We start from the raw sequence: 25,916 nt of genomic DNA on the forward strand, positions 1-25,916 counted from the left end.
AGACTCTCAATCTGTCGCGGCGACTCGATCCCGTCGAACGGGACAAAACGGAATATAAACGATCTCCAGCGCGCTCGGCGGCGCGATCGGATCGGCCGAACGGTCCGAACGGTGCGGGGGTTTTTATTCGATGCCGGGCCTATCCACATCTGATGCACCGAGGTATGGCTGGCGTCTGCGTGCTCGCCGCGGTCGGAGCACTCGCTCTGGCCGCCGTGGCCGGACCCGTCGCCGCGGCCGAGGTCCCCGACAATAGCACCGAACGCGCGGGGAACGCGTCGCTCGGCACGGAGATCTCGTCGTTCATGCAGGCCAGCAGCGCCGAGGCACGGCGGGGCGTCGAGGACGGTCGGTTCGACGCCGCAATGAACCGGACCGCCGACGAGACGGCCCGCCGGGCGCTGATCGAGGAGCGCCTCGCGAGGCTCGAGGCGCGACAGGAGCAGCTGCGCACGCGACGCGAGGCGTTGGGCAAGACGCCGGACGTCCGGAACCGATCGATCGCGACGCGCGTCGCCGTCGGCGCCGCGGGGCTCGAACGTTCGCTCGAGGGGACCGAAAGGGCGGCCGTCGAAGCCGGCGTCGACGACGAGCGATTGGCCGAACTCCGGTCGAACGCGGGCGCGATGACCGGTCCCGAAGTCGCCGAACTGGCGCGGGGGCTAGCAGGCCCACCCAACGATGTCGGCGGCCCCTCGAAAGGCGATCGGACGGAACCGCCCGAGAGCGGAGCGCCGCCCGAAGCGAGCGGCCCCGACGACCGGCCCTCGGCGGGGACGCCCGAGGGGACCGCGTCGGCGTCACCTGCCTCCGACCGATCTGCCCCCGGGGCGTCAGTAAACGGACACCCTCCCGATCGGGGCGGGCCCGGGAACGAGACCGCATCGGACCCCGATGTGGGAAACGAGCCACCGGACGACACGCCGGAGAACGGACCACCGGACGACACTGGCGATAGGCCGTCGGAGGACGCTCCGGGGAACGGGGCACCTGCGAACGCCAGCGACGCGGCACCCGACGGCCCGGAGGACGAGACACCTGCGGACGCCTCTGGCGATACGCCAGACGGCGGGTCAGACGCTTCCGGAGCTAGAGCCTCGGACGGCGCTTCCGGTCCGCCCGGGTCCGATTCCGGTCCGGGGGCCTCCGGGCCGGATCCGAACGACAGCAACCCCGACGGCTCGAACGGTGGTCGGGGTGTCCCGGACGGGAACGACGGGGACACGGACGAGTCTCGAAGCGGTGTCGGTGGGGGAGCCCCCGGTTCCAGGTGATCCCCGCGGCCCGCGGTTGCCCCGCGATTCGGGCCGCGGGAGCGGCGACCCGAACGTTGATACCGAATAAACGTCAACCGGGTGGTATGCCCGACATACTCGCGGAGAACCTCTCCGAGAAAGAGGTCATGGGATCGGACGGAGCCAGCCTCGGCACCCTGTACAACATTACGATGGATCTGAAGACGGGGACACTCCAGCATCTCGTGTTGGAGCCCAACAAGGGGGCGAGCGATCTCGAGTTCGAGCGCGACGACGCGGGCAACTACCGGGTCCCGGTCAACCGCGTCCAGGCCGTCAAGGACACGATCGTCGTCGATCGCTGAACCACGCATGCACGTTCTCGATTCGTCGGCATTTATCGACGAGTACACGACTGACGATCGGATCGCGACGATCCCGATGGTTCGGGAGGAGCTCGAAGACGAGGCCGGGTATCGCTTCGACGCTCTCGAGGGATCGGGGATGCGGATCCACATCCCGGACCCCGAAACCGTCGACCGTATCGAGCGCGCCGCCCGCGACACGGGTGACGCCGAAACGCTCTCGCAGACCGACGTGCGTCTGCTCGCGACCGCCTTCGAGTTGGACGCCACGCTCGTCACTGACGACTACGCGATGCAGAACGTCGCGGAAAAACTCGACGTCGGCATCGACGTCATCGCGCAGGACGGCATCGACGAACGCCGCGACTGGAAGTTCCAGTGTCAGGGTTGTGGCCGCGTCTTCGAGGAGAACCACGACCGCTGTGAGATCTGTGGCAGTGGGCTCGAACGGAAGCGTCCCTAGCCGTTTCGAGGGGGCGTCTGGTCGTCGAGCGCTTCGATCCGGCGCGCGAGGCGGCCGTCACATTCGAGCCGATAACTCTGCATACGACGCGGTATGTCACACGTTCACATAAATATGTGTCGGACGTCCGACGAACACGCCACGCCGGACGGACAGGCTTAATCCGCCGTCCCTCCAACGGAACCTAATGAGCGAGCCATTTGGAACGGCGTCACAGGGGCGTGTCGTCGGCGCGATGACCGTGCTCGGCGGCATCGGTCTGCTCGCCGGGTTCCTCTTCGGGCTGGTCACTTTCGGGTTGATCGGAACGCCACTGTCGCTGTCAGTCGAGGCCCCCTCCGGACAGTTGCTTTTCACGCTCGGGACCTACCTCGGCCTCGCCGCGGTCGGAGTGTTCTATCTCCTCCGATACGAGTTGGGCGTCTCGTTCGTCAGGCTCAAGCGGCCGACGCCCGGCGACCTCGGTGTCGCGGCGGCGACTGTCCTCGCGCTCCTCGCGCTTGCGGTCGCGTTGCCGACGCTGATCGAGCGCCTCGGCCTCCCGCTGGCCGACCACAGCATCGCGGACAGCATCGAGGCGAATCCGACCGTCGCGCTCGTGTTCCTCCCGCTGTCGGTGTTCGTCGTCGGCCCCGCCGAGGAGTTCCTCTACCGGGGCATCATCCAGACGCGACTCACGTCTGTCTTCGACACCGCGAGCGCGGTCGCGGTCGCGGCGCTCATTTTCGCCGTCATCCACTTTTTCGCGTATCTCGACCCCGCGAACGTTTCGGGGACGATCGTGACGGTCTTTCTGTTGTTGTTGCCGCTCGGGGCCATCCTCGGGGGGGTCTACGAGTACAGCGGCAACCTCATTGTGCCGGCGCTCGCCCACGGGCTCTACAACGCGATCACCTTCGGGCTGAGTTACGCCGACACCGTCGGGCTCGTTTGAACGGCGTCGGTCCTGCTCTGCTCTACTCTACGCGCCGGACCGTCTTTTCTTCGACCGCCGTCGCTTCCTCGAAGTCGCCGCCGCCCAAGAGCCCGCGAGCGGCCCGCTTGCCCCACTCGACGGCCGGCTGGGTGAACGCCTCGACGCCCGCGAGCTCGCCGACGAGGACGCAGGCGGCCTCCAGTTCGTACAGCAATCGCCCGACGCTCTCGGCGTCGAGGCGGTCGACTTCGAGGCGGACGTTCGCCTGCCCCGCCGCGGCCAGGGAGGCCTCGGTCGCTTCGAACTCCGCGTCGAGTAGCCCCCCGAGCGTGCTACCGCCGAGATACGACAGCGACTCGATGTCCGTCTCGGGGATCGGTTCGTCCTCGCGCTCGCGGGGTCGCAACAGCGTGACGAGTTTGTCCTTGCGGCCCGCCCGATACAGCTGCAACTGGGAGTGTTGATCCGTCGCGCCGAGGGCGCGAACGGGTGTCTGTCCGAGGCCGTCCTTGCCGAGGCTTTCGGCCCACAGTTGGGCGAACCACTCCGCGAGCGGTTCGAGTGCCTCGGCGTAGGGGACGAAGGCGTTCGTCGTCGCTCCACGGGTTTCGAGGGCGTACGCGACCGCACCGTAGGCGTAGGCGGGGCACTCGAACAGCGACGGGGCCAGCGCCGCCTGCCCCACCGCCCCGCCCGCCAAGAGCGCCTCGATGTCACAGCCGAGGGCGGCCGCGGGCACCAACCCGACGGCCGACAACGCCGAGAACCGGCCGGGGACGCCGTCCGGGACGGGACACACCGGCAGGTCGTGTTCGTCGGCCAGCGCCCGGAGCGGTCCCGAGTCGCCGGTCGTCACGACCGTCCGATCGGTCCACTCGACGCCCGCCTCGGCCATCGCCTTCCGGACGACGAGGAAGTTCGCGAGCGTTTCCGCGGTCGTCCCCGACCGCGAGACGACGTTGAGGAGTGTCGACTCCAGCGGGAGCTTCTCGAGGAGCTCGCGGGTCCGCTCGGGATCGACGTTGTCGAGGCTGTAGTGTTCGGAGCGACCGAGCGCCGCCGTGATCGTCTCCGCGCCCAGCGCCGACCCGCCGATGCCGACCGTGAGGACGGCCTCGGGATCGAACCCCTCAAGCGCCGACCGGATCGCACCGGGGTCGGTGTCCTCGGGCAGCGCGAGGCTCGCGTAGCCGAACTCTCGGTCGCCGATGCCGCTCTCGATCCGGTCGTGTGCCCGCCTGACGCGGTCGTCGAGGCGCTCGAGCGATCCCTCGGAGACGCCCGTGACCGCCTCGGAGGCCAACGCGTTGCCGAAATCGACGTTCATGATCCAACCGGCGCGGCGGCCGGTAAAATCGTTGGCGATGCGGCCCGGGACTTATAAATGGTCGTCAGATTTCGGAGAGGGTTTTATAAATGCCCCGGAGTGCAGTGCGATAGTGTTTATAAACGGGCAGGGATGGCGTCCGGAACGGTTTATATACAGTCGGCGACGACGACGCGGCCCGCCCGAAACCCCGAAGTCCGTCGGGCGTCTCCGGTCGCACATGACGGCAGAACACGCCGGCCGGGACGGGGACGCGGTCGAGGGGCGGTTCGTGGTCACCCACGCCGACGGGACGTCGGCGGTGTTAAAAGACGTCGACAGCGGCGGGGTCCACACGCTCGGGGACGACCCCGGCGTCGACCCCAGGGAGGTGATCGAGGGGACCCTCGAGCCTGAGCCGCCGATGGCGGTGACCTACCGGATCGCGGAGATCGACACCCGGCGACGGCTCTCCCTCGAGGAGAGCCCCGAACCGCCCACCCGACAGGAACGCCGACTCGCCGACAAGCAGGGCGTCGGGGAGGTGACGAGACGGGAGCGCGCGGGGACCGGCGAGTTACACGTCCTGACGGTGCCCGAGGACGACACGGAGGCCGCGGTCGAGGACGTCCTCGGCGACGAGGCGACGCTGGTCCGTGCGGCCCGCATCGGCGTCGACCGCGTCGAGGTCCGGGCCGAACCGGGGGTCGTGAGCGTCCGATACATGCCGTAGCGATGAAACAGTACCCCCCTATCCCTCGCGTCACGAACGCCCCCGAGGAGCTGTTCGAATCGGGGCATCTCTGGGTGCTCGAAAAGATCGACGGCGCAATCCTCCGGTTCCAGCTTCTCAACTCCGGTGTGCTCCGCTTCGGCGACCGGAGCCGCGTCTACGACGACCCCGAAGCGATCCCAGCCCCGTACGGCCACGCCGTTCGACACGTCCGCGAGCGGCTCGACCGCGAGGCACTCCGGGACGCCGTCGACGACGTCGAGTCGGTCGTCTTCTTCGGCGAGGCGACCCACCGCCACGCGATCGAGTACGACTGGGAGCGGCTGCCGTCGGTTCTCGGCTTCGACGTCTGGTCCGAGCGCGAGGGGTCGTTCCGGCCGCCCGGAGCCGCCCAGGGCATCTTCGAGCGGCTGGGACTGGAGTCGGTCAACGCGGTCGAGCGGGAGCTCCACACCCGGGATTTCGACCCCGGCTCGTATTCCGTCCCCGAATCGGCGTGGTACGACGGCCCCGCCGAGGGCGTCGTGATCCGGAACAAACGCGGGGGGCGAGCGATGCTTTTACACCCCGACTTCCGGGAGGCCGACGGGAATCCGGACGCCCGAGATGCCGACGGGACGGTCCCCGAGGACGCGTCGGCCGAGACGCTGGCCGAGACGTACGCCACCGATCGGCGTTTCGAGAAGCTGGCACGAAGGCTCGAACGCAGACGGGGCGGCGTCACGTTCGAGACGTTGTACGAGCGGGCGCTGACAGACATCGCCCGCGAGGAGTACAGGCGACTGTATCGCGGCTCCCCGTCGATCGACCGCCCGGCGTTCCGGTCGGCGGTCGCCGCGCGGACGCGGGCGTTTCTGGACGGGACGTAGCAGGCATCCTCTCGCGGAGTAGAAACCCTTTTGCGTGCGACCGCGCGAACTACTGATGGGAACCGCACGACCGCAAATCCGACTCGCCGGCCGGTTGGCCGGCTTGGGATTGCGGTAGTGCCGGCGCGAGCGCTACCGGCGACGCCCGGGGCGGAACGCGCCGTACGCGAGCGGTCCGTGCAGTTCCAATCAGAGACAACAATGGCACGAATGCACTCACGCCGTCGCGGGTCGTCCGGTTCGGACCGCCCCACGGCAACGGAACCACCGGAGTGGAGCGAGGTAGACGAAGCGGCGATCGAAGAGCGGGTCGTCGAGTTGGCCGAGGCGGGCCACGACCCCAGCGTAATCGGCCTGAAACTGCGCGACGAGGGCGTCCAGGGCGTCCCCGTCCCGGACGTGAAGCTCGCCACGGGCAAGAAGGTCACCGAGATTCTCGAGGAACACGGCGCGAGCGACGACCTCCCCGAGGACCTCCGGAACCTGATGGAACGCGCGGTGGGGCTGCGCGAACACATGGAGCGAAACCCCGGCGACGCACAGAACAAGCGGGCGCTCCAGAACACCGAATCGAAGATCCGACGCCTCGTCGATTACTACCGCGGCGACGAACTCGACGAGTCGTTCACCTACGAGTACGACGAAGCCAAGGAGCTACTGGAGTAACCGGATGTCGGCCGCCGGTCACTCGGAGGACGGACGCCCCCGCGCCGCGGCGGCGCTCGACGACGCCGATTTCGTTCGGCTCGTCGGGACCGCCGACGGCGACGCGGCCGCGGCCACCGGGCTCCTCGCCCGGGGGCTCGACGCCGCGGGCACGCCCTACCAGGTCAGCCTCGCGGCCGTCCCCGACCCTCCGGCGACCGACGCCGACTGCACCGTCGCCGTCGGCCACCCGACCGGCGACGTAACCGTCGAGGGCGAGTCGCTCGCCTTCGAGGCGGCGGCCGTCGTCGCCGGGTTCGCCCCCGACGCGGTCGACCCCGAGCTCGCGCTCGCCGGCGCGGTCTGTGCCGGCGTCGAGCCCTCGGGGCACCTCCTGGAGACGGCCGACCTCGAACGACGCCCCGGCGTTGCAGTCCCGACCGACGACCCGATCGAGGGGCTCGCCGCTTCGACGCTCGTTCACGCCCCCTTTTCGGGGGACGGCCGGGCCACGGAGGTCCTCGAGGGCCACGCCTCGGCTGGCCGCGAACTCGCTTCCGTCGTCGCGCTGTCGGCGATCGAGGACGCGCCGCCGCGGGCTGCCGAGGCGATCGAGCGCGCGCTCCGCCCGTACGTCACCGAACGGTTCGGGACGCTCGGCGGCTTCGCGGACGTCCTCGACGCGGTCGCCCGGGAGCGACCCGGCACCGGGATCGCCCTGGCGCTCGGCCACGGAGTCGAGTCGGCGGCGCTTGCGTCGTGGCGCACCCACGGCGAGCGGGCCCACGCAGCGCTCCGGGCGGCCGACACCGGCCGCTACGATGGCGTCTACGTCCTCCGGCTCGAAGGCGGCTCGCCGGCGTTTCTGGGCACGGTCGCCCGACTCGGCCTCTCGTATCGCTCGCCCGAACCGGTCGCGCTCGCGGTCACCGACGGCGCGGCGGCGGCGGCCGGCGAGGCGTCCGTCGCGAGCCCGATGCGGGCGGCCGCAGGGGCGCTCGATGGGCGGACGACGGCCCGAAACGGCCGCGGGGCGGCGACCTTCGACGGGACGGTCGCGGGCTTCACCGCGACGTTCAGGGAGGCCGTATGACCGACGCGACCCGGCGTGCGACCATCCGGACGGCTCACGACCGGCCCCGGGTGGTCGCCGAGGCGATCGCGCCGGACAACACAGAGGAGGTCTCGACGCGCGTCGAGACCGCCGACGGCCCCGAGGACGGCTCCGGGGTCGTCGTGACGACGATCGAGCGGGACGGGACCGGCGGCCTCCGGACGACGGTCGACGACTACGTTTCGAACCTCACAGTCGCACAGCGAATAACCGACACTACAACCCAATCATGAGCGAACGTTCAGTATCCAAGCGGAAACAGGAGAAGCGATGGTACACCGTGATGGCCCCGGAGATGTTCGACCGGGCCGAACTCGGCGAGACGCCCGCGGACGAGCCCGAACAGGTCTACGACCGCACCATCCAGACGACCCTCGGGGAACTGCAGAACGACCCGAGCGAGAACAACACGAAGCTGACCTTCCAGATCACGGACGTCGGCAGCGACACCGCCTACAGCGAGTTCATCCAACACGAACTCACCCGTGACTACCTGCGCAGCCTCACCCGCCGCGGCACCTCGAAGGTCGACGCCTTCATCACCGTGTTGACGACCGACGACTACCGCGTGCAGGTCCAGCCCGTCGCCTACACGACGAAGAGCGCAGACCACAGCCAAGAACACGCCATCCGGCGGACGATGATCGACCTCGTCGAGGAGGCCGCCGCCGACCGAACCTTCGAGGGACTGATCGACAGCATCGTCGAGGGGCGGCTCTCCTCGGCGATCTACGCCGAGGCGAAGACGATCTACCCGCTCCGGCGCGTCGAGGTTCAAAAGACCCGCGTCGAGGCCAAACCCGAAGAGGTCGCCGCCGAGGAGGAGGCGACCGTCGACATCGACGAGGACGCCTAGCCCGCTTTCGACCCCGACGTTTCTTCGATCCCCGCCGGGAGCGACAGCGCCGCCCCCGGGACGTTTCCCGACGCCCGACCCCGATAACTGATATGCGGCCGCCACCACGTCGGCGTATGCTCATCACGCTCGAGGGGATCGACGGGGGCGGAAAGACGACCGTCGCCGGGGCGCTCGAGGACGAACTTCCCGCCGACAGGGCGGTTTTTACCCGCGAGCCGACCGACTCGTGGTACGGCGACTCGGTCGGGCGGTCGATCGACGACGACGACGCGGACCCGCTGGCGGAGCTGTTTTTATACACGGCCGACCACGCGGATCACCTCTCTCGAGTCGTCCGGCCCGCCCTCGAGGCCGGGCGGGTCGTCGTCTCGGACCGGTACGCCGATTCGAGGTACGCCTACCAGGGCGCGACGCTGGCCGGGACGGTCGACTCGCCGATGCAGTATATAAAGTCGGTACACGAACCGTTCACCCGGCCGCCCGACGCGACGCTGTATCTCGACCTCCCGGCCGAACTCGGGGCCGAGCGGGCGGGCGCGACGAACAAGTTCGAGACCGAGGCGTATTTAAAAGACGTACGGAGGAACTACGAGCGCCTGATCGAGGCCGACCCGGACCGCTTCCACCGGATCGACGCGACGCGGAGCCGCGAGGCGGTCGTCGCGGAGGCACGTGCCATCGTCTCGGAGCTGCTCTAGGAGGGTGATCGGCGAGTCATCCGGGAAGGGCGTGTCACTCCAGACAGACGTACGTCTTGGTGTCCGCCACGCCGTCTAACTCCCGGACCCGCGTCGCGACGGAGTTGATGACGTCGTACACCTCCGTCGATTCGGCCTCCACGATCACGTCGAAATCGCCGGCGACGACGCTCGCGACGGAGACGTGATCGATCCCGGCCAGCCGCTCGGAGAGTCCCCCGGCATCGCCGGTGGCTGCCTTAACCATAATAAACGCGTGCACCATGGGATGTCAATGATTATCAATTAACAAAAAGCTTTCCCGGCGGTTCCGGACGAATCTGGTCGGGCAGCGGCCCGCGTTCCGCGCCGCTGGCGTGCGAAAGAGTAACATTATTGCACCCAGTCGTTGTAAGACGACTATGAATTTCATTATCGTGGGTGCAGGCCGTGTCGGAATGCGAACCGCACGAGTGCTCAAAGAGGAGAACCACGAGTCCGTGTTGATCGAACCCGACGAGACGAAAGTCGAGCGGTTGCGCGGCTCCGGGTTCGAGGTCGTCCGGGGCGACGGCAGCGACGAGGCGACGTTGCTCGGGCAGGATCTCGAGACGGTGGACGGAATCGCCGCCCTCTCGGGCGATCTCGTCGCCAACTTCATCGCTTGCATGATCGGCAAACGCCACGGCTGTCGAACGGTCGCCCGGGTCGACAGCGACGATCACGAGTACCTCGTCGGCAAGTACGCCGATTCGGTCGACGAGGTCATTTACCCCGAACGCCTCGGCGCGATCGCCGCAAAGAACGCCCTCGTCGGCGGGAGCGTCCGGGCGGTCGCGGACATCGCACAGAACCTCCAGTTGCTCGAGCTCACCGTCACGCCCGGGTCGCCGATGCGGGGCTACTCGCTGTCGGAGCTGGAACTTCCCGCGGACGCCCGGGTGCTCGCGTTCGGCAAGGAGGGCCGTCGCCTCCAGCTTCCGGACGCCGACGCCTCCCTGGAGGTCGGCGACCGCGTCGTCGCGATCGCGGATTCCGGCGTCCTCCGGGAGGTCGAACAGATCATCGTCGGCGAGGGCGACCGCGCACTCGCTCGAGGTGGTGTCTGAGATGGTGCTCGCCTACGTGATGGTCAAAGCCCACACCGGCGAAGCGGGGCGCCTCCGCGACGACGTCGAGGCGATCGACGGCGTCGTTGCCGCACACATCGTCGCCGGTGACGTCGACATCATCGCGAAACTCGATGTCGACTCCCCGGGCGGGGTCAAGGAGATCGCCGCCGACGGGATCCAGGCGCTCGGCGGCGTCGAGGACACGCACACGTATATCGCGATGGAATGACAGCCCGGGCGTGCACCCACCGCGGCCCACGGACGGCGACGGCCCGGGCGACGCTCCGCCCGGAGGCGTCGCTGTCGTTCGTTGTTGCCTGATAAAAACGGTCGATCCGAAACGGAGCGTCGTCGGCCGTGGGCCGACGGGGGCGCTCTATTGTCGGACGAGGTTCGTCGCGCGCGGTCCCTTCGGCGAGGACTCGATGTCGAACTCGACGTCTTGGCCCTCCTCGAGGTCCGGGCCGCCGACGTCCTCCATGTGGAAGAACACGTCTTCGTCGTCGTCTACCGCGTCGTCGTCAGTCGAGATGAAACCGTAGCCGCCAGTGTCGTTGAAGAAGTCAACAGTACCGTTTGCCATTACAACCACACGTTGTCCCGAGACGGGTATAACCCTTCCGAGGGTCGGGGTACCACGACACCCCCGCCGTCGTGGGGGCCGGAAGAACAGAGGGACCACCTGATAAAAGGACAGGTGTGCAAAGCATTTATATAAGGAGTAGGCAAATCATATAAGCGTAATGCCAGGGCCCACCCGACAGCGAGAGCGCACCAGCGAGGAGGAGACGGAAACGGAGGAGGAAACCGGCTGTCCCGAGTGCGAGTCGGACTCACTGGTGCGGAGCGCCGACGGGGGTGGCGAACTCGTCTGTGAGGACTGCGGGCTCGTCATCGAAGAGGAGAACATCGATCGGGGCCCGGAGTGGCGGGCGTTCAACCACTCCGAGCGCCAATCGAAGTCCCGCGTCGGCGCGCCGACGACCCAGACGATGCACGACAAGGGGCTTACCACGCAGATCGACTGGAAGGACAAGGACGCCTACGGTCGGTCGATCTCCTCGGAGAAACGCTCACAGATGCACCGCCTCCGGAAGTGGCAAGAACGGATTCGGACAAAGGACGCGGGCGAGCGAAACCTGCAGTTCGCGCTCTCGGAGATCGACCGGATGTCCTCGGCGCTCGGGGTCCCCCGATCGGTCCGGGAGGTCGCCTCGGTCATCTACCGGCGCGCGCTCGACGACGATTTGATCCGGGGCCGTTCGATCGAGGGTGTCGCGACCGCCGCGCTTTATGCGGCCTGCCGCCAGGAAGGTATCCCGCGCAGTCTCGACGAAGTCGCCGAGGTCGCACGAGTCGAACAGAAAGAGATCGGGCGAACCTATCGGTATATCGCCCAGGAACTCTCGCTCGGGCTCGAACCCGTCGATCCCGTCCAGTACGTCCCCCGGTTTTGTTCGGAACTCGGCCTGAGCGAGGAGGTCGAACAGAAGACTCGCGAGATCATCGAGGTGACAGCCGAAAAGGGGATGCTCTCGGGAAAGTCGCCGACCGGCTACGCCGCCGCGGCGATCTATGCGGCCTCGCTTCTGTGTAACGAAAAAAAGACCCAACGGGAGGTCGCCGAGGTCGCCCAGGTCACGGAGGTAACCATCCGGAACCGGTATCAAGAACAGATCGAAGCGCTCGGCATCCACTGATCGGTCCCGTCCGAACCGTCGACGCGATCCGTTCGACCGCCTCTTTTTGAGTTGTCGCTGTCAACACGGTCAAGTCAGTGAGTGCCCTACTTACAGGCGATGACTGTTTCGGAGCCGTCCGGTAGCGAGCGGAGCGAGCGAACGTCCCCGGATCTGATCGACGGGCTCGAAGCGGGCGTGACGACGGCCGACGGTCACCGGGAGCGCTTCGGCGTCGAAGCCCCCGCTCGCGGCGAGGTCGTCGGACACCTCCCGGCGTGCACGCCCGCGGACGTCGAGGCCGCGTTCGATCGAGCCGAGACGGCCGCAGACGCTTGGAGCGACAGACCGCCGGCGGAACGGGCCGAGGTGTTCGTCCGGTATCACGACCGCCTCTTCGAGAACCGCGAGGAACTCCTCGATGTGATCCAACTCGAGACCGGGAAGGCCCGCCGACACGCCCACGCGGAGGTCCTCGACGTCGCGATGACCGCCCGTTATTACGCCTACCGGGCGGAATCGTTCCTCGAATCCGAGCGACGACGGGGGGCGCTGCCGGGGGTGACGGCGACGGAACTCCACCGCCACCCGGTCGGGACCGTCGGCGTGATCTCGCCGTGGAACTACCCGTTGACGCTGTCGATATCCGACATCGTGCCCGCGCTGTTGGCCGGTAACGCCGTGGTGCTCAAGCCCTCCGAGGAGACGTCCTACACCGCGTTGAAGGCCGCGGAGTTGCTCTACGAGGCCGGCCTCCCGCGGGAGCTGCTCCACGTCGTCACGGGCTTCGGCCCCGAACTCGGCGAGCCCCTCGTCGCCGCGGCCGATTACGTCTGTTTCACTGGCTCGACCGAAACCGGACGGATCGTCGCCCGGACCGCGGGCGAGACGCTCACCGACTGCTCGCTCGAGTTGGGTGGGAAGAACCCCGCGATCGTCCGGCCCGACGCCGACGTCGAGCGGGCCGCCGAGGGGCTCGCGCGCGGCTGCTTCGCCAACGCGGGACAGCTCTGTCTCGCGATCGAACGCATCTACGTCCACGAATCGATCCGAACGCGATTCCTCGAGGCCTTCGTGGACGCGACCGAGTCGATGCGTCTCGGCGTCGGGCCGTCGTTCGACGTCGAGATGGGGAGTCTCTCCTCCGAGAAGCACCTCTCGAAGGTCGAACGCCACGTCGAGGCGGCCGAACGCGAGGGCGCGACGGTGGTGACGGGCGGGCAGACGCGTCCGGACGTCGGACCCTACGTCTACGAGCCGACGGTGCTGACCGGCGTCGACGAATCCGCGACGCTGCACGACGAGGAGACGTTCGGCCCGGTCGTCTCCGTCTCCGGCTACGCGGACGACGACGAGGCGATCCGACGCGCCAACGACACGGAGTACGGGCTGAACGCCTCGATTTGGACCGACGACACGGAGCGCGGCCGCGAACTCGCCGCCCGGATCGAGGCGGGAACGGTGAACGTAAACGAGAGCTACGCCGCCGCGTGGGCCTCGATGGACGCCCCGATGGGCGGGATGGGCGATTCGGGAATCGGCCGTCGCCACGGCAAGGAGGGACTGTTCCGGTTCACGGAATCGCAGACGGTCGCGACCCAGCGGGGTCCCCAGTTCGCCGCTCCGGGGGGAATTTCCTACCGGCTGTACGCGAAACTGCTCGACGCGACGATGGCGCTGCAGCGGCGCGTCCCGGGGCTCCGATAGCGCCCGGGACCGCCGGAACGTACAGTTCTGTCGTCTTCGACTCGCCGAACGGGCATATGAGCGATGTATAACAAACCGATCGGCCGCATATCAACCGAATAAGAAAACGTATAAGAGAAAAATATTTATTCTATCGGCTATATGTATACTCTATGTCGAGAAGCCCGATCGAACGTACGACACGGACTACCAACGGCAGTTCCAGATCACACACCGAGTACACGCGCGACCGGACGCGTTGTCCCCGGTGTGGAAGCCACCTCCCCGCCCCCGAATCGACCCGGAGCGACGGCGGCTGTCGGAACTGTACGTCGACGTAGCCGCCGGGACGTCTTGTCGGTCCCTCATCCGCGCTTCTCGTCGAGAATAAGCCTGGTCTTCGTCGAGACGACGTCGTCGAGTTCGCGCGCGCGGGTGATCAGGTCGTTGAGCGTTCCCGTGTCGGTCGTGTCGGCGACGACAACGACGTCTTCCTCGCCCGAGACCTGCCAGACGAAGTCGACTTCCGTCCACTCGGCCATCCGCTCGGACATCGCCCCGGTGTCGACGTCGACTGCGACCCCGATCTCGACCATCGCCTTGACGTTGCCCGTCCGCGTGGCGACAGTAAAGCGCTCTATGACACCCGACTCCAGGAGCGCTTCGACGCGGTTTCGGACGGTCCCCTCGGAGGTCCCGACCCGGTCCGCGATCTCCGTGTAAGGCGTCCGGGAGTCGCGACGGAGGATATCGAGGATGCGTCGATCGAGGTCGTCCATCGAGGTGTAGCAGTTTCGCCTCCCGGTACTTACCGATTACGAATTTCGTAACGAACCTTCGAACACAAGCGTTAATTGGGGGTGTCTCGTACGCATCTCGTAATGACGAAGGCCTACGTGGCGCTCGAAGACGGCCGGACCATCGAAGCGCGCTCGCGCGCGCCCGGCCGCACCCGCGGCGAACTCGTCTTTACTACCGCCTACACCGGCTACGAGGAATCGCTCACCGACCCGAGTTACGAGGAACAGATCCTCACCTTCTCGTACCCGCTGATCGGTAACTACGGCGTCCGCGAGGAGCGCTTCGAGTCGGACCGGGTCCACCCCCGCGGCGTCGTCGCCCGGGACCTGACCGAAGACGTCGCCGAGTGGCTGACCGCGGAGGGCGTCCCCGCGGTGGACGAACTCGACACCCGAGACCTCGTCACCGGCATCCGCGAGGAAGGGGCGATGCGGTGTGGAATCGCGGCCGGTCCCGACACGACGGCCGCCGACGCCGAGGCCGAGCTCGGCGCCTGCAAGGGCATGAGCGAGCACACCGACATCGGCTCGCGGGTCTCCATCGACGAGCCGACCACGTACAACCCCGACGGGGACGGTCCCCGGGTCGCCCTGATCGACTGCGGCGCGAAGGGGTCGATCGCGAGTTCGCTCGTCGAGCGCGATGCGATCGTCGAGAAGCTCCCCTACGACGCGACCGTCGCGGACGTCGAGTCGGTCGATCCGGATTTGCTGTTCGTCTCGAACGGCCCCGGCGACCCGGAGAACTTCCAGGCGGCCGCGGCGCTCGTCGAGGAGTACGTCGGCGACGTTCCCCTGGCCGGGATCTGTCTCGGCCAACAGGTCATCGCGAACGCCCTTGGCGGCGAGACCGAAAAGATGGAGTTCGGCCACCGAGGGGTCAACCAGCCGGTGCGTGATCTCCGGTCGAACCAGGTCGTCATGACGACGCAGAACCACGGCTACACCGTCTCGGAGCCGGGCGATCTCGACGTGACACAGATCAACGTCAACGACGACACCCCCGAGGGCCTCGAGAGCGACGAACTGGAGGTCATCACCCGCCAGTACCACCCCGAGGCGAACCCCGGTCCCCACGACACGCTTGGCTTCTTCGACGACGTGCTCGGGATGACGACCACCCGAACGGACTGACGGGTAACCGGTGGCGGCCTCGCCGTTCGGGCCGGGAGAAACCCAACGGAGAACGGCTCGCTCAGTCGGCCCCGACGACGGTCGACTCGTCGATGTCCTCGACGGTTTCGAACTCCCCGTCGTCCTCGACAAACGCCGTCCGGTCACGCCAAACAAAGTACACGTACGGCGTCTTGGCGACCACGTCGAGATACGCGATGATCATCGCGGTGCCGACCGTCGACACCGTTCCCACCCCCGCGGGACTGAGCAGCCAGACGGCCGGATAGGCGATCCACAGCAGGCCGACGTGGTTTTGCAGCACTTTGAACAACCGGCGGCGACGCGGGTGTGCCTCCACGTACGTCGGCAAGACCAGGTACAGGATACTCAACAACACGACGTGGAACAGCGCCGAAACCCCGAACCCGATCCAAGTGGCGATCCCAGTGAGGAGCGTCGCAACCGTCCCGACGAGAATCATGCCCGCGTCCGCGGCCGCAACTCCGAGGATCCACTTCCGCGGGGCTCCGGCGACGTACGCCACGTACCCGACGAGGAGCGGCGTGGTTAACAGCCAATCGATATACCGGAACAGATACACCTCGTTGCCGTCGACCGAGACGACGCCGATATCCAGCGCCATCAGCAGATACGAAACGGCAGCGATAGCGGGGATAGCGGCCAGCCACAGGAACCCGCCCTCCCGGCTGTCGGCCTCGGAGTTCAACAGCGCGATCGATATTCCGACCCCGACGAGGAGACCGACGAGTACGATCGCGTAGGTGAGAGGTATCACGCCGGGGCCACCGATCGCGCTCATTCGTTACCACCGTCCGTGAGCGCGGCGGTGGCCTCCGAGTCTCCGGGGTCGGTGCCGGGACCGTCGATATCGAACGTCCGAAGCTCGTCGGTCAGATCGCCGGCGTTCCGGTCGAAGTCCGCGAACGCCTCACGCATCCGCTCGACGACGTCGCGCTGGCTATCGATCGATCCGGCGACGTCGTCGGCGATCGATTCCACCTCGGCGCTCGTCCCGGCGGCGTCCTCGATCGTGGTGGCGGTCTGTTGGACGGTTTCGGCCTGTTCGGAGGTGGCGCTGTCTATTTCGCTGACTCCATCGTCGATGTCCTCGACGGCGCCGACGATCGTATCGAGCTCCTCGAGGGCTGCTTCGACCGTCTCGGCGCCGCGGGAGACCCGCTCGCGAGTCGTTCGGATGGAGCCGGTCGCTTCGTCCGTCTCCGTACGGAGCTGTTCTATCATTTCGGTGATTTCCTCGGCGTGTTCTTGTGTCTCGTCGGCGAGGTTTTTGACCTCGTCAGCGACGACGGTGAACCCGTCGCCGGCGCTGTTGCCGCTTGCGCTCTCTTGACCAGTATCGGCACGCGCCGCCTCGATCGAGGCATTGTGTACCCGCAGTGCCCACATAGTGGTCACTGCAGGCCCAATTTGCCGCTGGTTATCAGCCGAGAGAATCACCGCAGTGCCCACATAGTGGTCACTGCAGATGACCGGTCGACCTACACTAATGATTCAAATTATCTCTATCAACAGAATACAGAGGCATCCCAGAGCAATTGGAGCACAACATCTCCCGCACGTTCCCACAGCTATCAACTACTGAGGTTAAGCAGGTCGTCGCCTACTAACTCCGTATGTTCCTCCAGACATTCGTCATCAACGTTTTCGAGAACATGAAATCGGCCCTGTCATCAGGATTGATATCGATATGAGATCGTGAAACAGTACTGTAACTACACTATCGAGGCGGATCGAACTGTTCACGAATCGACGCGAACTCTTGCCCGCGACCGTGCGAATAGTGTTGAGTTGTCTGTGGATCACGATGGTTCGCCACTAATTGTCGATACGGAAGCGGGACGCCAGCTTCTTTCATCAGTGTGAAACACGTATGCCGCAAGGTATGCACCGTTACACGGTGCCACTCCCTTACGTTGTTATTTGCCTCCGAGTGCTTGCCTTGCCCTGGCGGCACCTCGGATGTTGCAAGCACTTCCTGAATGCCTGCTCGCTCAGCTGCTGACCTGATAATCGTGTTCAACCCCCCGTTTGTTTCTAGCTTGGCTCCGTTACACGCGGGAAACAGGTACTGGCTGTCTACCCTTGGGGCGTACCCGTCTCGGTACTGATCACACCATATTTGCAGCTCAATTCGAAGGTCACGGCTGATCGGTACATCGTACGGCACCGAGTTCTTGGGGTTGTGAACGTGGATCTCTCCCGAGTCAAAGTCCACATCACTTACCCGAATATTCCGCAGATCAGAATTCCGCAGCCCGGTTTCGACAGCGACAACTGCCAGTAGACGGTTCCGGTAACTATTCATCGCATCGAACAGTTTTCGCAGCTCTTCTTGAGTGAGCGCCTCGCGTTCAATAGGCGGCGGCACGTTATACTCTGCTAGATCAATCCTCTCCAATTCGATCGGGTCAATCGTCAGCGCCTCAGCGGCAGCAGTTCGTAGCCGGATGAATACGTACAGTTCTCGTACCGTCGTTAGTTTTGACTCGATCGTGGACCGGCGGTTCCCTTGATCTACGCAGTGTTCAACGAACTCGATAACATCAGTGAGATCGGCATCGAGTAGATGCACTTCGCGATCTTGAAGGAACGCTGCGTACTGACTAAGATTCTGCTCGTATGTCGTCGTCGAGCTAGCGGTGAGCTGCCGTCCACTGCGTGTTTCTAAGTACGCACAAATGAACGGGCACGAGACTGAGAATCGGTCTGGGTTCTCTACACTTGGCTCGAACTCTTCGAACGATGACTGCTGTGCCAGGTCAGAAACACGAGCCGGTACGTGATCCATCAGCCAATTCTTGTCGGGCAATATGCTCGGTGTCATCGGCTCGCCCCTCCATCTCGGGTTTGTTTGCCTGGCGTTGTTTCGATCATTGCAAGGTAGTATCGAGGTGTATCCTCTGATTTGACGAACACATGTCCCTGATCAATGAGGCTCCCAAGCACTTGTCGCACATCGACGGGCTGCATCTCGACTCGTTCTATAATATCGGCCACTCGAAGCGGCGTCTCTGTCTGTTTCAAGACCGCGAGTACTTGTCTTGCGTCTGAACTGAGAGCATCCGTGCCAGCGATGTTACTCCCCTCTGTTTCGGTCTGCCTCGTGCTTCCTCGATCAGGGTGTTGAGCAGCTGTGTCAACTGCCTGCTCGAGATCGTTGATTTGGTCTTCAATATGGGCGACTGATTCGGTTAACCGCCGGATCGTGAGATCACCGTGCCCGTTGAGCGTTTCACGATGATCCGTGATTGCCTGTCGGAGACACAGGCTTACATTCCCTTGGTAATTGTTGGCTGCCATCCGCTCTAATTCTGCGTCCAGTTCTTCTGTGAGCGTGAACTTACGACGGATGAACGTCGCTTCCCTGTTTGTACTCATACGTATCTCTCACAACGGTGTTCCTTGGAGTGCCTTCGACGGCACTAGCGGTCCGATCGATGTTCGAGCGTTCCATAACGCCTCAACAGATCGCCCGGCGATCTTTGATACTGAATGCTCTGCCGCAGCTGACTGTTTACTGGACGCTATCGAGTTGGTTATCGCTGGCGGCCAATCAGCCCAGTCCGTCTCGAAGTACGTTTCAATCACGTCGGCGATAGCGATGTGGTTGAATCCTCGTAACGTCGGCTGCGAAATCGCTTCACAATCCAATAGCCGCGTCCGAAGGATCCTCAGTGTGCGTTCTGTCGGTGTGATTAGCGTGACACCGTTGTATCGGTGCTCATCGAACTCTGTCCCGACCGCCTGCAGCAACTGAGGTTCTTCAGCCGGGGCTTCAGCGCTGAACGTTTCTGCCCGAATAAGCTGGTTCGTGTTGCCGACACCGATTTCACAGGCGCTGATATATGTTTCAGCCTCCGTTAGCGTAGCATCGAGCGTTATCAGGCACCACGAGCTCCGTAACTCGTCGTCCCCGTACCATCTATCCATCGAGACCACCTCTCTTGGAGGCCTGCTGTTCCGGGGAAGGCGCTCGAAGCGGTGCTGGAGTACCACTTTCCTTGCACTCTGTGCATAGGGGTGGCGTTGCTGGCTCACCGTCCCACTCTGGGTCATCCCAAGCAAATGCTGTGCTGCAGGCGACGCAGTGCCAGTCAAGTACCTGATACCGGGTCGCCAGTTCAGGGTAGTGGTGTGCCAATGTCGGTGTTAATTTTGCGCCATCATGCGCATCTAGGTATTCCGTGACTTCCGACCTAGGATACGTCGCAACGCCTGGAAGAAACCCAGACGCGCCGATGTCTTCGTACTCCGAGCTACCCTTCCCACACCGCTCTCGATATGAACAGAACGTGCATTCCCAGTCGTGTTCTGGATCGGCTGGTGGGAGTTCATCACGCAATCGATAGCTCGTGTGCTCGGCGGCCCAGTCGAGAACAGTTTGCCGCCAAAAGACTGGATCGAACGTGATATGGAACGGCTGGATGTTTAGATTCGTCCGCCCACCGTAGATAATGAGGGCATCGGTGAGCTGCCGATCATACTCCTGTGACAGGCCGTACATGTACGCGTGAGCCTGTGCTCGATGATGGCTGCTCGGTGCTTCAAGATCAGCAACCGATTTCTTACTCTTGATCTCGGTGAGTACCTTCGGCTTCGAATCAGGGTCGACAATAACCGGGTCCGTCTCTCCTCTGATTTGAACCTCACCGGCTTCTGTCTGCACCGTGAAATCCACCCACAACGAGTTCGTTACGTACTCATCAGCTCCAGCCACAGCCTCTCTCAGAAACGGAAGAGCAACCTCCTCCTCAAAACGTGATCCGATCCAAAAGATTCCCCTCGGGTCCTCTTCCTCGGCTGGTGCATTCAATTCATTATAGAATTTCTTCCGATGACACTGCAGCAGACTGCTTGGGCTTTGACGGTCAGGGGGCTTGATGTCACTCGGCCCGTTGAAATAAGCTGTTCCATTACGTATATTTTCAACAAACTTTCGATCTTGATACCATTCATCGAACGCGTCTGCGGACACCGAGTTGAGTATGCTTTGTGTTATATCTTGATCAGACTCTGTAGCATCCGGTTGCCCTGTACGTATCGCCTGAACCGTAGTTTCTTTTTCAGCAGTCATTTGCTGAACCCTCTATACCTGTATACGCAAACCCCTCGAGAGGATCCTGTGTGCCATATTTGAGTCTCGTTCCAGTGCACCGGGTTGGTGACCGTCGATGCAGACGGTGGTTTCGTGTCATATCCAATACCAAATTTGGACGCTGGTTATATCATCAATCGCCGCTTGAGTCTCGCAATGACGTCGTCTCCCTACTGTAGGTACCTGCCACCGCGTGATGGAAGAGAGCCTGAACAATCGGTGACGTAGTCGCAGCTACCATTGATAAAATCGCGAGGTTCTCAGCTGGGGCTACTTCTTTCCGATCGGCGTCGTACGCAATCGCTCCGACATCATCTAACTCAGGCAAATGTGTTTGTATCAGTGTAGTATACGTATTATGGTACTTATCGCCGGTTGCGTGCTCAATAGAGATGTTCTGCTCAACAGCAGTGATCTCTTTCGCAAGTTGACGGACGGTAACGACAGCGCCTCCATTCGAACCCTCGAAGTGAGAGCTACGTAGCTGCAGTTCTTCGTGTGAGAACGCTCGATGCGCGACAAGCCCGACAACGACTCGACGTCGCGACGCACGCAAGCTGTGATGGACTATCGATAGGGGACGGTCTGTATACTGTTCAACAATGGATGGGATCTGATCCATATTATTTCACCTGAGTGAATGTGAGTGCAGTCATTTCCGAGCAATACGCTTCTCCAGGCCGCGTGCCCCGAATTGAGCTTCGTGGCATACTGATAGTCAATAACACTCACTGTATTAATTCCTTTCTAGGGTCTAATTCCTCGCAACGAGGGAATGGCTTTACAAACGCCTACTCACCGTCTGATTAATGGGCGAACCAGGTCGGAAACCAACCGTTTCCGATGACGAAATTCTTGACGTGTTTAGCAAAGCCTCTGATCCTGTTCTCACGACACAGGAGATCGCAGAACAAATTGAAATTGGGCGTCGCGGAACCTTTGATCGATTACGCAAGCTTGCGGATGAGGGATCGGTTGAAATGAAGAAAGTTGGAGAGACGGGAGCTGTTTGGTGGTCTCAAGCCGCATTGCAAAGCCAGTACTCGGATAGGTAGATATGAAGGGTTCTATGACATCTAAACGTTTAATAATGTGTTGTCCATCTGTGGAGTATATGTTCCGTACACCTGTTATCGATACTCTTTCCAGTATCAATAAATATGACTGAGGTAAAATGGAAGTTTCCAGATCAAGCATCGGGACTGACTGACTATCACTCAATCCCGACAGAAAAAGCATTAGACAGTGAGTTAGAGACGTTCGTTCGGGAAGTCCTACAGAATGCGAACGATCAGGGACTGCCGAACAATAAACCGGTGAAAGTGACGTTTGAATTTAACCGACTCACTGGTGACGATCTTAGGGAATATCTTGAAGCGATCCAGTGGACTGGGCAGGCGGATCCTCCAGCAAATCTTCAGTGGCATGTTGAACGTGCTGTTGACAACGAACAAGCAAGAGACCCAGGGCTGCGACGCTTCATCGATAGCTTCGAACAGGATGAGTTGCTTGTACTTACCATCCACGACGAGAACACGACGGGGTTAGTCGGAGAAGAAGATGACAGTTCCCAACCATACGGAGCACTTGTGAAAGACTTCGGGGGTTCGGAGAAGTTAGACTCAAGCTCTGGCGGGAGTCACGGAGTCGGGAAGACTGTTTTGTGGGCGTTCTCTGGCGTTTCGACGGTGATATTTAATTCCAATCCGCGTGACACGACCGGTTCCAATGAAGAACCGCCACGGCTAATCGGTCGTAGCATTCTCCCTGCACATGAGCACGAAGACGCAGATCGGACGTACACGAACCACGGTTGGTTCGGATACGACGATGATTCGGAGATCAGACGGTTGGGACGCCCGCCATCTCTCTGGGACCCAGATGGTGCGGTTTCGGAACTAGCGGAGGTTCTACAGGTTGATCGGCAGAACGACGAAACCGGTACAAGCATAGGGGTCATGGGGTTCCGAATCCCAGGCGAAGATATGCATCCTGACCCTGGAGACCTATCTACGCAGTTCCGTCACGCCGCCGTGAAACACTTCTGGCCAGCCATTTCTCGAGGCGATTTAGACGTTCGGGTCCGCACGCCGGACGGTACCGAAGAGGTCGCAAACTGGGACGATGCTCCCGGTGTACGTCCATTCGTTGAGTGCTACTCCCAGTTGTTCAAAATTGACACCGACGATCTAGATGGCCCAGGCTCAGTGGCGAAGACAAGTGTCAATGTCACTGTGCCTGAAGAGAGCGACGGGGTGATAGATTCACCCGATCCAGAGTACGAAACAGCCGTTGATCTTCTCATCCGACAACTGAACCCGACTGACACAGAAGAGTTTGACCAGAGCGACGACACCGACCTGAGCAGGAACCGGGTGGCGAGACTTCGAGGTGCACAGATGATTGTAGACTATGTGGACAAGAGCAGCGTCGCGGACAGAGGTGACGAGTTTGTCGGGGTCCTAGCCTGTGGGGAGGCACAATCTCCCAACGGCGATACGCCAACACCAGAGCAGCGGGGGGTTGAAAAGTTCCTCAAACGATCAGAACCGACTCAGCACGACGACTGGCAGGGTAGTAAGAACGATTATTTGAAGAAACACTATCGCGGTACCATAGTTAAAGAGATAGCTGCCCTTGAGGGGGAGAGACTAGAGCGAGCTCTGGCAGGGGTTGTTCAAGAAGATATTGAGTCGGGTGACGAAGTTCCAGACATGGATGATGTAGCGCCGATAATGGGTGAGAGGACGAACAACGACGAAAGCAAGGGCGGTGGCCCAGTGATGGACTGGGAAGTAGAACCTGAAACGTGGTTTGACGACGGGTACTGGTTATTTTACGGTAAGGGTGGACCGATTGATGACAAGCATGAGGACTGGAGTGTCACGGTCACGATTAATAGATTGGACGTTGATGAATCGTCGTCAGAATCTATACCAGTCCAGTCTGTGAAGTCTCTCTCGCCAGGTGTAGAAATGAGGTACAACGGTTCGTCTGTTACACTCAAAGCTAACGGGTCAATCAACGAAATTGAGTTTGAAGGTAGCTCCGAAGAAATTATAGACGGTGTCGGAGATGTGAGAGAAGCGTTTGAAATCGGAGCGATCACAGAGGCGAGGTTGGATGTCTCAGCCGAGATTGAGACGGAAGGTGACTCCTAATGCCTGCGAACACTCAAAACTCAAAGTCACGCGACGAGTCAATGCCGTATCACTACGCGGATGGTTGCCTACAGTTCGGTGTCACTGGTTTTTCTTTTGATGGGGGCGATGTCGGGAGTCCGGATTACGATGACAGGACGATCCCACTGTATGACTACGGTGACTGGTCAGAGGTCAGGATTAAGGGGGACGTGGCGGTTAGCAACTCTGTCGAACGTGTCTTTCCTGATGATGAAGGGCCACCCTTCCCGGCAGAGCTAATCGTGATCGTTGACGCCGAAGAGACACAACTACGTTTTGAGAAGACTATCGCAGACCCACCGATCTCCGATGGCAGTTACGACGTGGAACTCACTCTCAATAGGTCGCTTCTCCGTGGCGACGTGGTCATGACGCCTCGATTGGTCAGGACAGAATCATGTCGGGAGGGACTCCCGTATGCACCGAATGATGGGATGCGTGTGGCTGGTGGTGAGAGTTGGACTGTCGTCGTAGACCACCCCACGAAAGACTCCGATGGGTTCCCCTTCGTGTACCGGGACTTCTCACAAGATAGTATGCCTTCAGAAGAGTTGGTCCATTCATTCAGTAAGAGGCCGAATCCGAAGATGATGATCAACAATCAGAACGAAAATGTCGTGGATGTCCTCCAGAGCGGCAACACGTACGGCTTCCGACCGAATATGAAACGCCTATTAAAAGCCGACTTTGGAGTCACCCTTTGGATCCAACTTGTAGTACTCACAGGAACGACTATCGCCGAAGCGGGTGAGCCTGAGTTTGACTGGCAGAAGGGCGTAGTTGAAGAGATATCTAACTCTGTACTCGGAACACACCTCTTCGGTGAAGATGTTGATTACGAGACCGTCGTCTCGGAACTTGGAGACAATATCTCCGAACCCTCAAAGTTGCGGGAACTGATCACCAACATCTGTGAAGCCGTACAGCTCTATCAAGAGTACGCTGAAGATTTGGACTACTTCATCCAAGAGCACTCACCATGACGACAATCCATATACTGACCGACTCGGGCCAGGACCTTGTGAAGTCCCACGATAGCTTTCCGGAGGAGGAAGACTCTCAACCACCTACGGAGGAACTGGAAAACCACCTCCGGACTCTTGAAGTGGACGAAGCCACGATTGATTTCAACCGGCTTAACGAGGCAGTTAATTCATCAATGACCGTTTTTGACTTGGGGCGACGGCGACAACGAACAGCGATGGACTCAAACCTCGCACCCATAGTACACCAGTGTATTGATGTACCACCGAGAGTCGCCGCAGTACCTGGAATGTGGCACTACCTGGCTCTCCTCCGATACCCAGAATTTATTACTTCCAGGTGGAGTCAAGATGACGATGTACAAGAGAAGTTCCTCGGGACTCAAAAGGACCTCTACTCCAATCACCTAGCTCGCCTCTGGTGGGGTGCCCAACTCACTTACGATAAGGATGGAGATCACTACTTTGCGACTCACCGACTATTCAACAAGCAACGGTTGGTGAACTACGTGCTAGACAGCTCATTCAGACGATATCGGCCAGCAGCGATCGCGTTTGCCGAAGAACTCTGGAATGAGAGTGGGAAAAATATTACCAGCATCGCCAAGAGATTCAATAACTCACTCTCAACGACACAACTTGAGGCACGCTCAAAAGATGAGATCCGGGGCCAGCTCACGAAGATTAGAGATCATGTTGAGAATACGGGCTAGTGACTATATCGTGGTTTCATTCGTCTTTAGTTAAGTCTGATAGTAATATTTGAGATTGAATTATGTCTATAAGTATTACAAACAATAGAACTCACGGTTTAGATTCTGGTGTTGCCGATATCGAGCTATAAGTGTCCCCGGCAAGTGCTATTTTCCCCGTGTATCTGGCGTGAAAGCGTCGAATCTGGGTAAAAAATGAAGCTACTTGGTATTACTGAGAGTATTAACTAAAGACGGATGATCGTGGTTTTTTGTTTGATAGAAATCTTGGTCAGTTTGGTCAGATGTACTTATTCAACCCCTTCACTCCCCCTTCCACATGAAGA

The 25,916-nt window shown here is 61.9% G+C and carries 30 protein-coding genes; 20 read left to right on the plus strand and 10 right to left on the minus strand.

Translation table 11 applies throughout. The features are described from left to right. The first annotated feature begins 152 nt into the window (after positions 1–152). From NMLP_RS05480 to NMLP_RS05495, 4 genes are all read left to right on the plus strand, one after another. Entirely contained in the window at positions 153–1,274 is a 1,122-nt protein-coding gene (locus NMLP_RS05480; protein ID WP_015409126.1) for a hypothetical protein, read from the plus strand. 86 nt (positions 1,275–1,360) lie between these two features. Beyond that, a complete protein-coding gene (locus NMLP_RS05485) occupies positions 1,361–1,600 on the plus strand; it encodes a PRC-barrel domain-containing protein (RefSeq protein WP_015409127.1) in 240 nt (79 codons plus the stop codon). 7 nt (positions 1,601–1,607) lie between these two features. Beyond that, positions 1,608–2,063 (plus strand): NOB1 family endonuclease, encoded by a 456-nt coding sequence (locus tag NMLP_RS05490; RefSeq protein WP_015409128.1) that lies wholly within the window; start codon positions 1,608–1,610, stop codon positions 2,061–2,063. A 187-nt stretch (positions 2,064–2,250) separates the two neighbouring features. Continuing rightward, positions 2,251–2,997, plus strand: coding sequence for a CPBP family intramembrane glutamic endopeptidase (locus tag NMLP_RS05495; RefSeq protein WP_015409129.1), 747 nt, complete (start codon positions 2,251–2,253; stop codon positions 2,995–2,997). A 22-nt stretch (positions 2,998–3,019) separates the two neighbouring features. On the opposite strand, the gene NMLP_RS05500 is transcribed toward NMLP_RS05495, so the two are convergent. Beyond that, entirely contained in the window at positions 3,020–4,306 is a 1,287-nt protein-coding gene (locus tag NMLP_RS05500) for a hypothetical protein (protein WP_015409130.1), read from the minus strand. 220 nt (positions 4,307–4,526) lie between these two features. Here NMLP_RS05500 and NMLP_RS05505 point away from each other — a divergent pair, with 220 nt between their 5' ends. From NMLP_RS05505 to tmk, 7 genes are all read left to right on the plus strand, one after another. Then, positions 4,527–5,018 (plus strand): DUF5812 family protein, encoded by a 492-nt coding sequence (locus NMLP_RS05505; protein ID WP_015409131.1) that lies wholly within the window; start codon positions 4,527–4,529, stop codon positions 5,016–5,018. A 2-nt stretch (positions 5,019–5,020) separates the two neighbouring features. Further along, positions 5,021–5,887, plus strand: a complete 867-nt coding sequence (locus tag NMLP_RS05510) for an RNA ligase family protein (RefSeq protein ID WP_015409132.1) — start codon at positions 5,021–5,023, stop codon at positions 5,885–5,887. A gap of 201 nt (positions 5,888–6,088) precedes the next feature. Beyond that, positions 6,089–6,553, plus strand: a complete 465-nt coding sequence (locus tag NMLP_RS05515) for a 30S ribosomal protein S15 (protein WP_015409133.1) — start codon at positions 6,089–6,091, stop codon at positions 6,551–6,553. A 4-nt stretch (positions 6,554–6,557) separates the two neighbouring features. Then, positions 6,558–7,625: a hypothetical protein gene (locus NMLP_RS15390; protein ID WP_015409134.1), complete on the plus strand. Its 1,068-nt coding sequence runs from the start codon at positions 6,558–6,560 to the stop codon at positions 7,623–7,625. Next, on the plus strand, positions 7,622–7,879 hold the full coding sequence (locus NMLP_RS05525) for a KEOPS complex subunit Pcc1 (protein WP_015409135.1): 258 nt from the start codon (positions 7,622–7,624) through the stop codon (positions 7,877–7,879). Before NMLP_RS15390 ends, NMLP_RS05525 begins: the two co-directional genes overlap by 4 nt. Then, positions 7,876–8,502, plus strand: a complete 627-nt coding sequence (locus NMLP_RS05530) for a 30S ribosomal protein S3ae (RefSeq protein ID WP_015409136.1) — start codon at positions 7,876–7,878, stop codon at positions 8,500–8,502. The genes NMLP_RS05525 and NMLP_RS05530 overlap by 4 nt, the downstream gene beginning before the upstream one ends. Positions 8,503–8,618: 116 nt before the next feature. Continuing rightward, on the plus strand, positions 8,619–9,203 hold the full coding sequence (gene tmk, locus NMLP_RS05535; RefSeq protein ID WP_015409137.1) for a dTMP kinase: 585 nt from the start codon (positions 8,619–8,621) through the stop codon (positions 9,201–9,203). A 34-nt stretch (positions 9,204–9,237) separates the two neighbouring features. Here the strand turns inward: tmk and NMLP_RS05540 are convergent, their stop codons facing one another. Further along, positions 9,238–9,450 (minus strand): Lrp/AsnC ligand binding domain-containing protein, encoded by a 213-nt coding sequence (locus NMLP_RS05540; protein ID WP_231857252.1) that lies wholly within the window; start codon positions 9,448–9,450, stop codon positions 9,238–9,240. A 154-nt stretch (positions 9,451–9,604) separates the two neighbouring features. Here NMLP_RS05540 and NMLP_RS05545 point away from each other — a divergent pair, with 154 nt between their 5' ends. Beyond that, complete coding sequence (locus NMLP_RS05545) at positions 9,605–10,291, plus strand: potassium channel family protein (RefSeq protein WP_015409139.1); 687 nt, start codon at positions 9,605–9,607, stop codon at positions 10,289–10,291. Position 10,292: 1 nt separating this feature from the next. Further along, positions 10,293–10,523: an Lrp/AsnC ligand binding domain-containing protein gene (locus NMLP_RS05550; RefSeq protein WP_015409140.1), complete on the plus strand. Its 231-nt coding sequence runs from the start codon at positions 10,293–10,295 to the stop codon at positions 10,521–10,523. 147 nt (positions 10,524–10,670) lie between these two features. Here the strand turns inward: NMLP_RS05550 and NMLP_RS05555 are convergent, their stop codons facing one another. Further along, the gene (locus NMLP_RS05555; RefSeq protein ID WP_015409141.1) at positions 10,671–10,877 is read right to left on the minus strand and encodes a cold-shock protein; all 207 of its coding nucleotides are present in this window, start codon (positions 10,875–10,877) and stop codon (positions 10,671–10,673) included. A 160-nt stretch (positions 10,878–11,037) separates the two neighbouring features. Here NMLP_RS05555 and NMLP_RS05560 point away from each other — a divergent pair, with 160 nt between their 5' ends. Next, positions 11,038–11,994, plus strand: coding sequence for a transcription initiation factor IIB (locus tag NMLP_RS05560; RefSeq protein WP_015409142.1), 957 nt, complete (start codon positions 11,038–11,040; stop codon positions 11,992–11,994). A 99-nt stretch (positions 11,995–12,093) separates the two neighbouring features. Next, positions 12,094–13,680 carry a succinic semialdehyde dehydrogenase gene (locus NMLP_RS05565; RefSeq protein ID WP_049926185.1) on the plus strand — a complete coding sequence of 529 codons (1,587 nt, stop codon included), beginning with the start codon at positions 12,094–12,096 and terminating at the stop codon, positions 13,678–13,680. A 344-nt stretch (positions 13,681–14,024) separates the two neighbouring features. Here NMLP_RS05565 and NMLP_RS05570 read toward each other — a convergent pair whose 3' ends face one another. Beyond that, entirely contained in the window at positions 14,025–14,438 is a 414-nt protein-coding gene (locus tag NMLP_RS05570) for an Lrp/AsnC family transcriptional regulator (RefSeq protein ID WP_015409144.1), read from the minus strand. Between the two features lie 102 nt (positions 14,439–14,540). Here NMLP_RS05570 and carA point away from each other — a divergent pair, with 102 nt between their 5' ends. Next, on the plus strand, positions 14,541–15,593 hold the full coding sequence (gene carA, locus NMLP_RS05575) for a glutamine-hydrolyzing carbamoyl-phosphate synthase small subunit (RefSeq protein ID WP_015409145.1): 1,053 nt from the start codon (positions 14,541–14,543) through the stop codon (positions 15,591–15,593). A gap of 61 nt (positions 15,594–15,654) precedes the next feature. On the opposite strand, the gene NMLP_RS05580 is transcribed toward carA, so the two are convergent. The 6 genes from NMLP_RS05580 to NMLP_RS16255 all read right to left on the minus strand — a co-directional run bounded on the left by NMLP_RS05580 (position 15,655) and on the right by NMLP_RS16255 (position 21,334). Beyond that, the gene (locus NMLP_RS05580) at positions 15,655–16,395 is read right to left on the minus strand and encodes a bacteriorhodopsin (protein ID WP_015409146.1); all 741 of its coding nucleotides are present in this window, start codon (positions 16,393–16,395) and stop codon (positions 15,655–15,657) included. Continuing rightward, positions 16,392–17,003 carry a methyl-accepting chemotaxis protein gene (locus NMLP_RS05585; RefSeq protein WP_015409147.1) on the minus strand — a complete coding sequence of 204 codons (612 nt, stop codon included), beginning with the start codon at positions 17,001–17,003 and terminating at the stop codon, positions 16,392–16,394. The genes NMLP_RS05580 and NMLP_RS05585 overlap by 4 nt, the downstream gene beginning before the upstream one ends. 331 nt (positions 17,004–17,334) lie before the next feature. After that, complete coding sequence (locus tag NMLP_RS14235; RefSeq protein WP_015409148.1) at positions 17,335–18,441, minus strand: tyrosine-type recombinase/integrase; 1,107 nt, start codon at positions 18,439–18,441, stop codon at positions 17,335–17,337. After that, the gene (locus tag NMLP_RS15065) at positions 18,438–18,995 is read right to left on the minus strand and encodes a hypothetical protein (RefSeq protein ID WP_015409149.1); all 558 of its coding nucleotides are present in this window, start codon (positions 18,993–18,995) and stop codon (positions 18,438–18,440) included. The genes NMLP_RS14235 and NMLP_RS15065 overlap by 4 nt, the downstream gene beginning before the upstream one ends. 544 nt (positions 18,996–19,539) lie before the next feature. Further along, positions 19,540–20,691 carry a CRISPR-associated protein Cas4 gene (locus NMLP_RS14240; RefSeq protein ID WP_015409151.1) on the minus strand — a complete coding sequence of 384 codons (1,152 nt, stop codon included), beginning with the start codon at positions 20,689–20,691 and terminating at the stop codon, positions 19,540–19,542. Positions 20,692–20,845: 154 nt separating this feature from the next. Next, complete coding sequence (locus NMLP_RS16255; protein ID WP_015409152.1) at positions 20,846–21,334, minus strand: DUF7344 domain-containing protein; 489 nt, start codon at positions 21,332–21,334, stop codon at positions 20,846–20,848. Positions 21,335–21,521: 187 nt separating this feature from the next. On the opposite strand from NMLP_RS16255, the gene NMLP_RS14245 reads away from it, so the two are divergent. The 4 genes from NMLP_RS14245 (at position 21,522) to NMLP_RS15075 (ending at position 25,590) form a co-directional block, all read left to right on the plus strand. Further along, entirely contained in the window at positions 21,522–21,767 is a 246-nt protein-coding gene (locus tag NMLP_RS14245) for a hypothetical protein (protein ID WP_015409153.1), read from the plus strand. Positions 21,768–21,872: 105 nt separating this feature from the next. Continuing rightward, the gene (locus NMLP_RS15070; protein ID WP_015409154.1) at positions 21,873–23,873 is read left to right on the plus strand and encodes a hypothetical protein; all 2,001 of its coding nucleotides are present in this window, start codon (positions 21,873–21,875) and stop codon (positions 23,871–23,873) included. Positions 23,874–23,914: 41 nt separating this feature from the next. Then, complete coding sequence (locus tag NMLP_RS05605; RefSeq protein ID WP_049926192.1) at positions 23,915–24,877, plus strand: hypothetical protein; 963 nt, start codon at positions 23,915–23,917, stop codon at positions 24,875–24,877. Next, positions 24,874–25,590 carry a DUF6339 family protein gene (locus NMLP_RS15075; RefSeq protein ID WP_152024106.1) on the plus strand — a complete coding sequence of 239 codons (717 nt, stop codon included), beginning with the start codon at positions 24,874–24,876 and terminating at the stop codon, positions 25,588–25,590. The genes NMLP_RS05605 and NMLP_RS15075 overlap by 4 nt, the downstream gene beginning before the upstream one ends. The last annotated feature ends 326 nt before the right edge of the window (positions 25,591–25,916 follow it).

The sequence above is a fragment of the Natronomonas moolapensis 8.8.11 genome (assembly GCF_000591055.1).
Classification (GTDB): domain Archaea; phylum Halobacteriota; class Halobacteria; order Halobacteriales; family Haloarculaceae; genus Natronomonas; species Natronomonas moolapensis.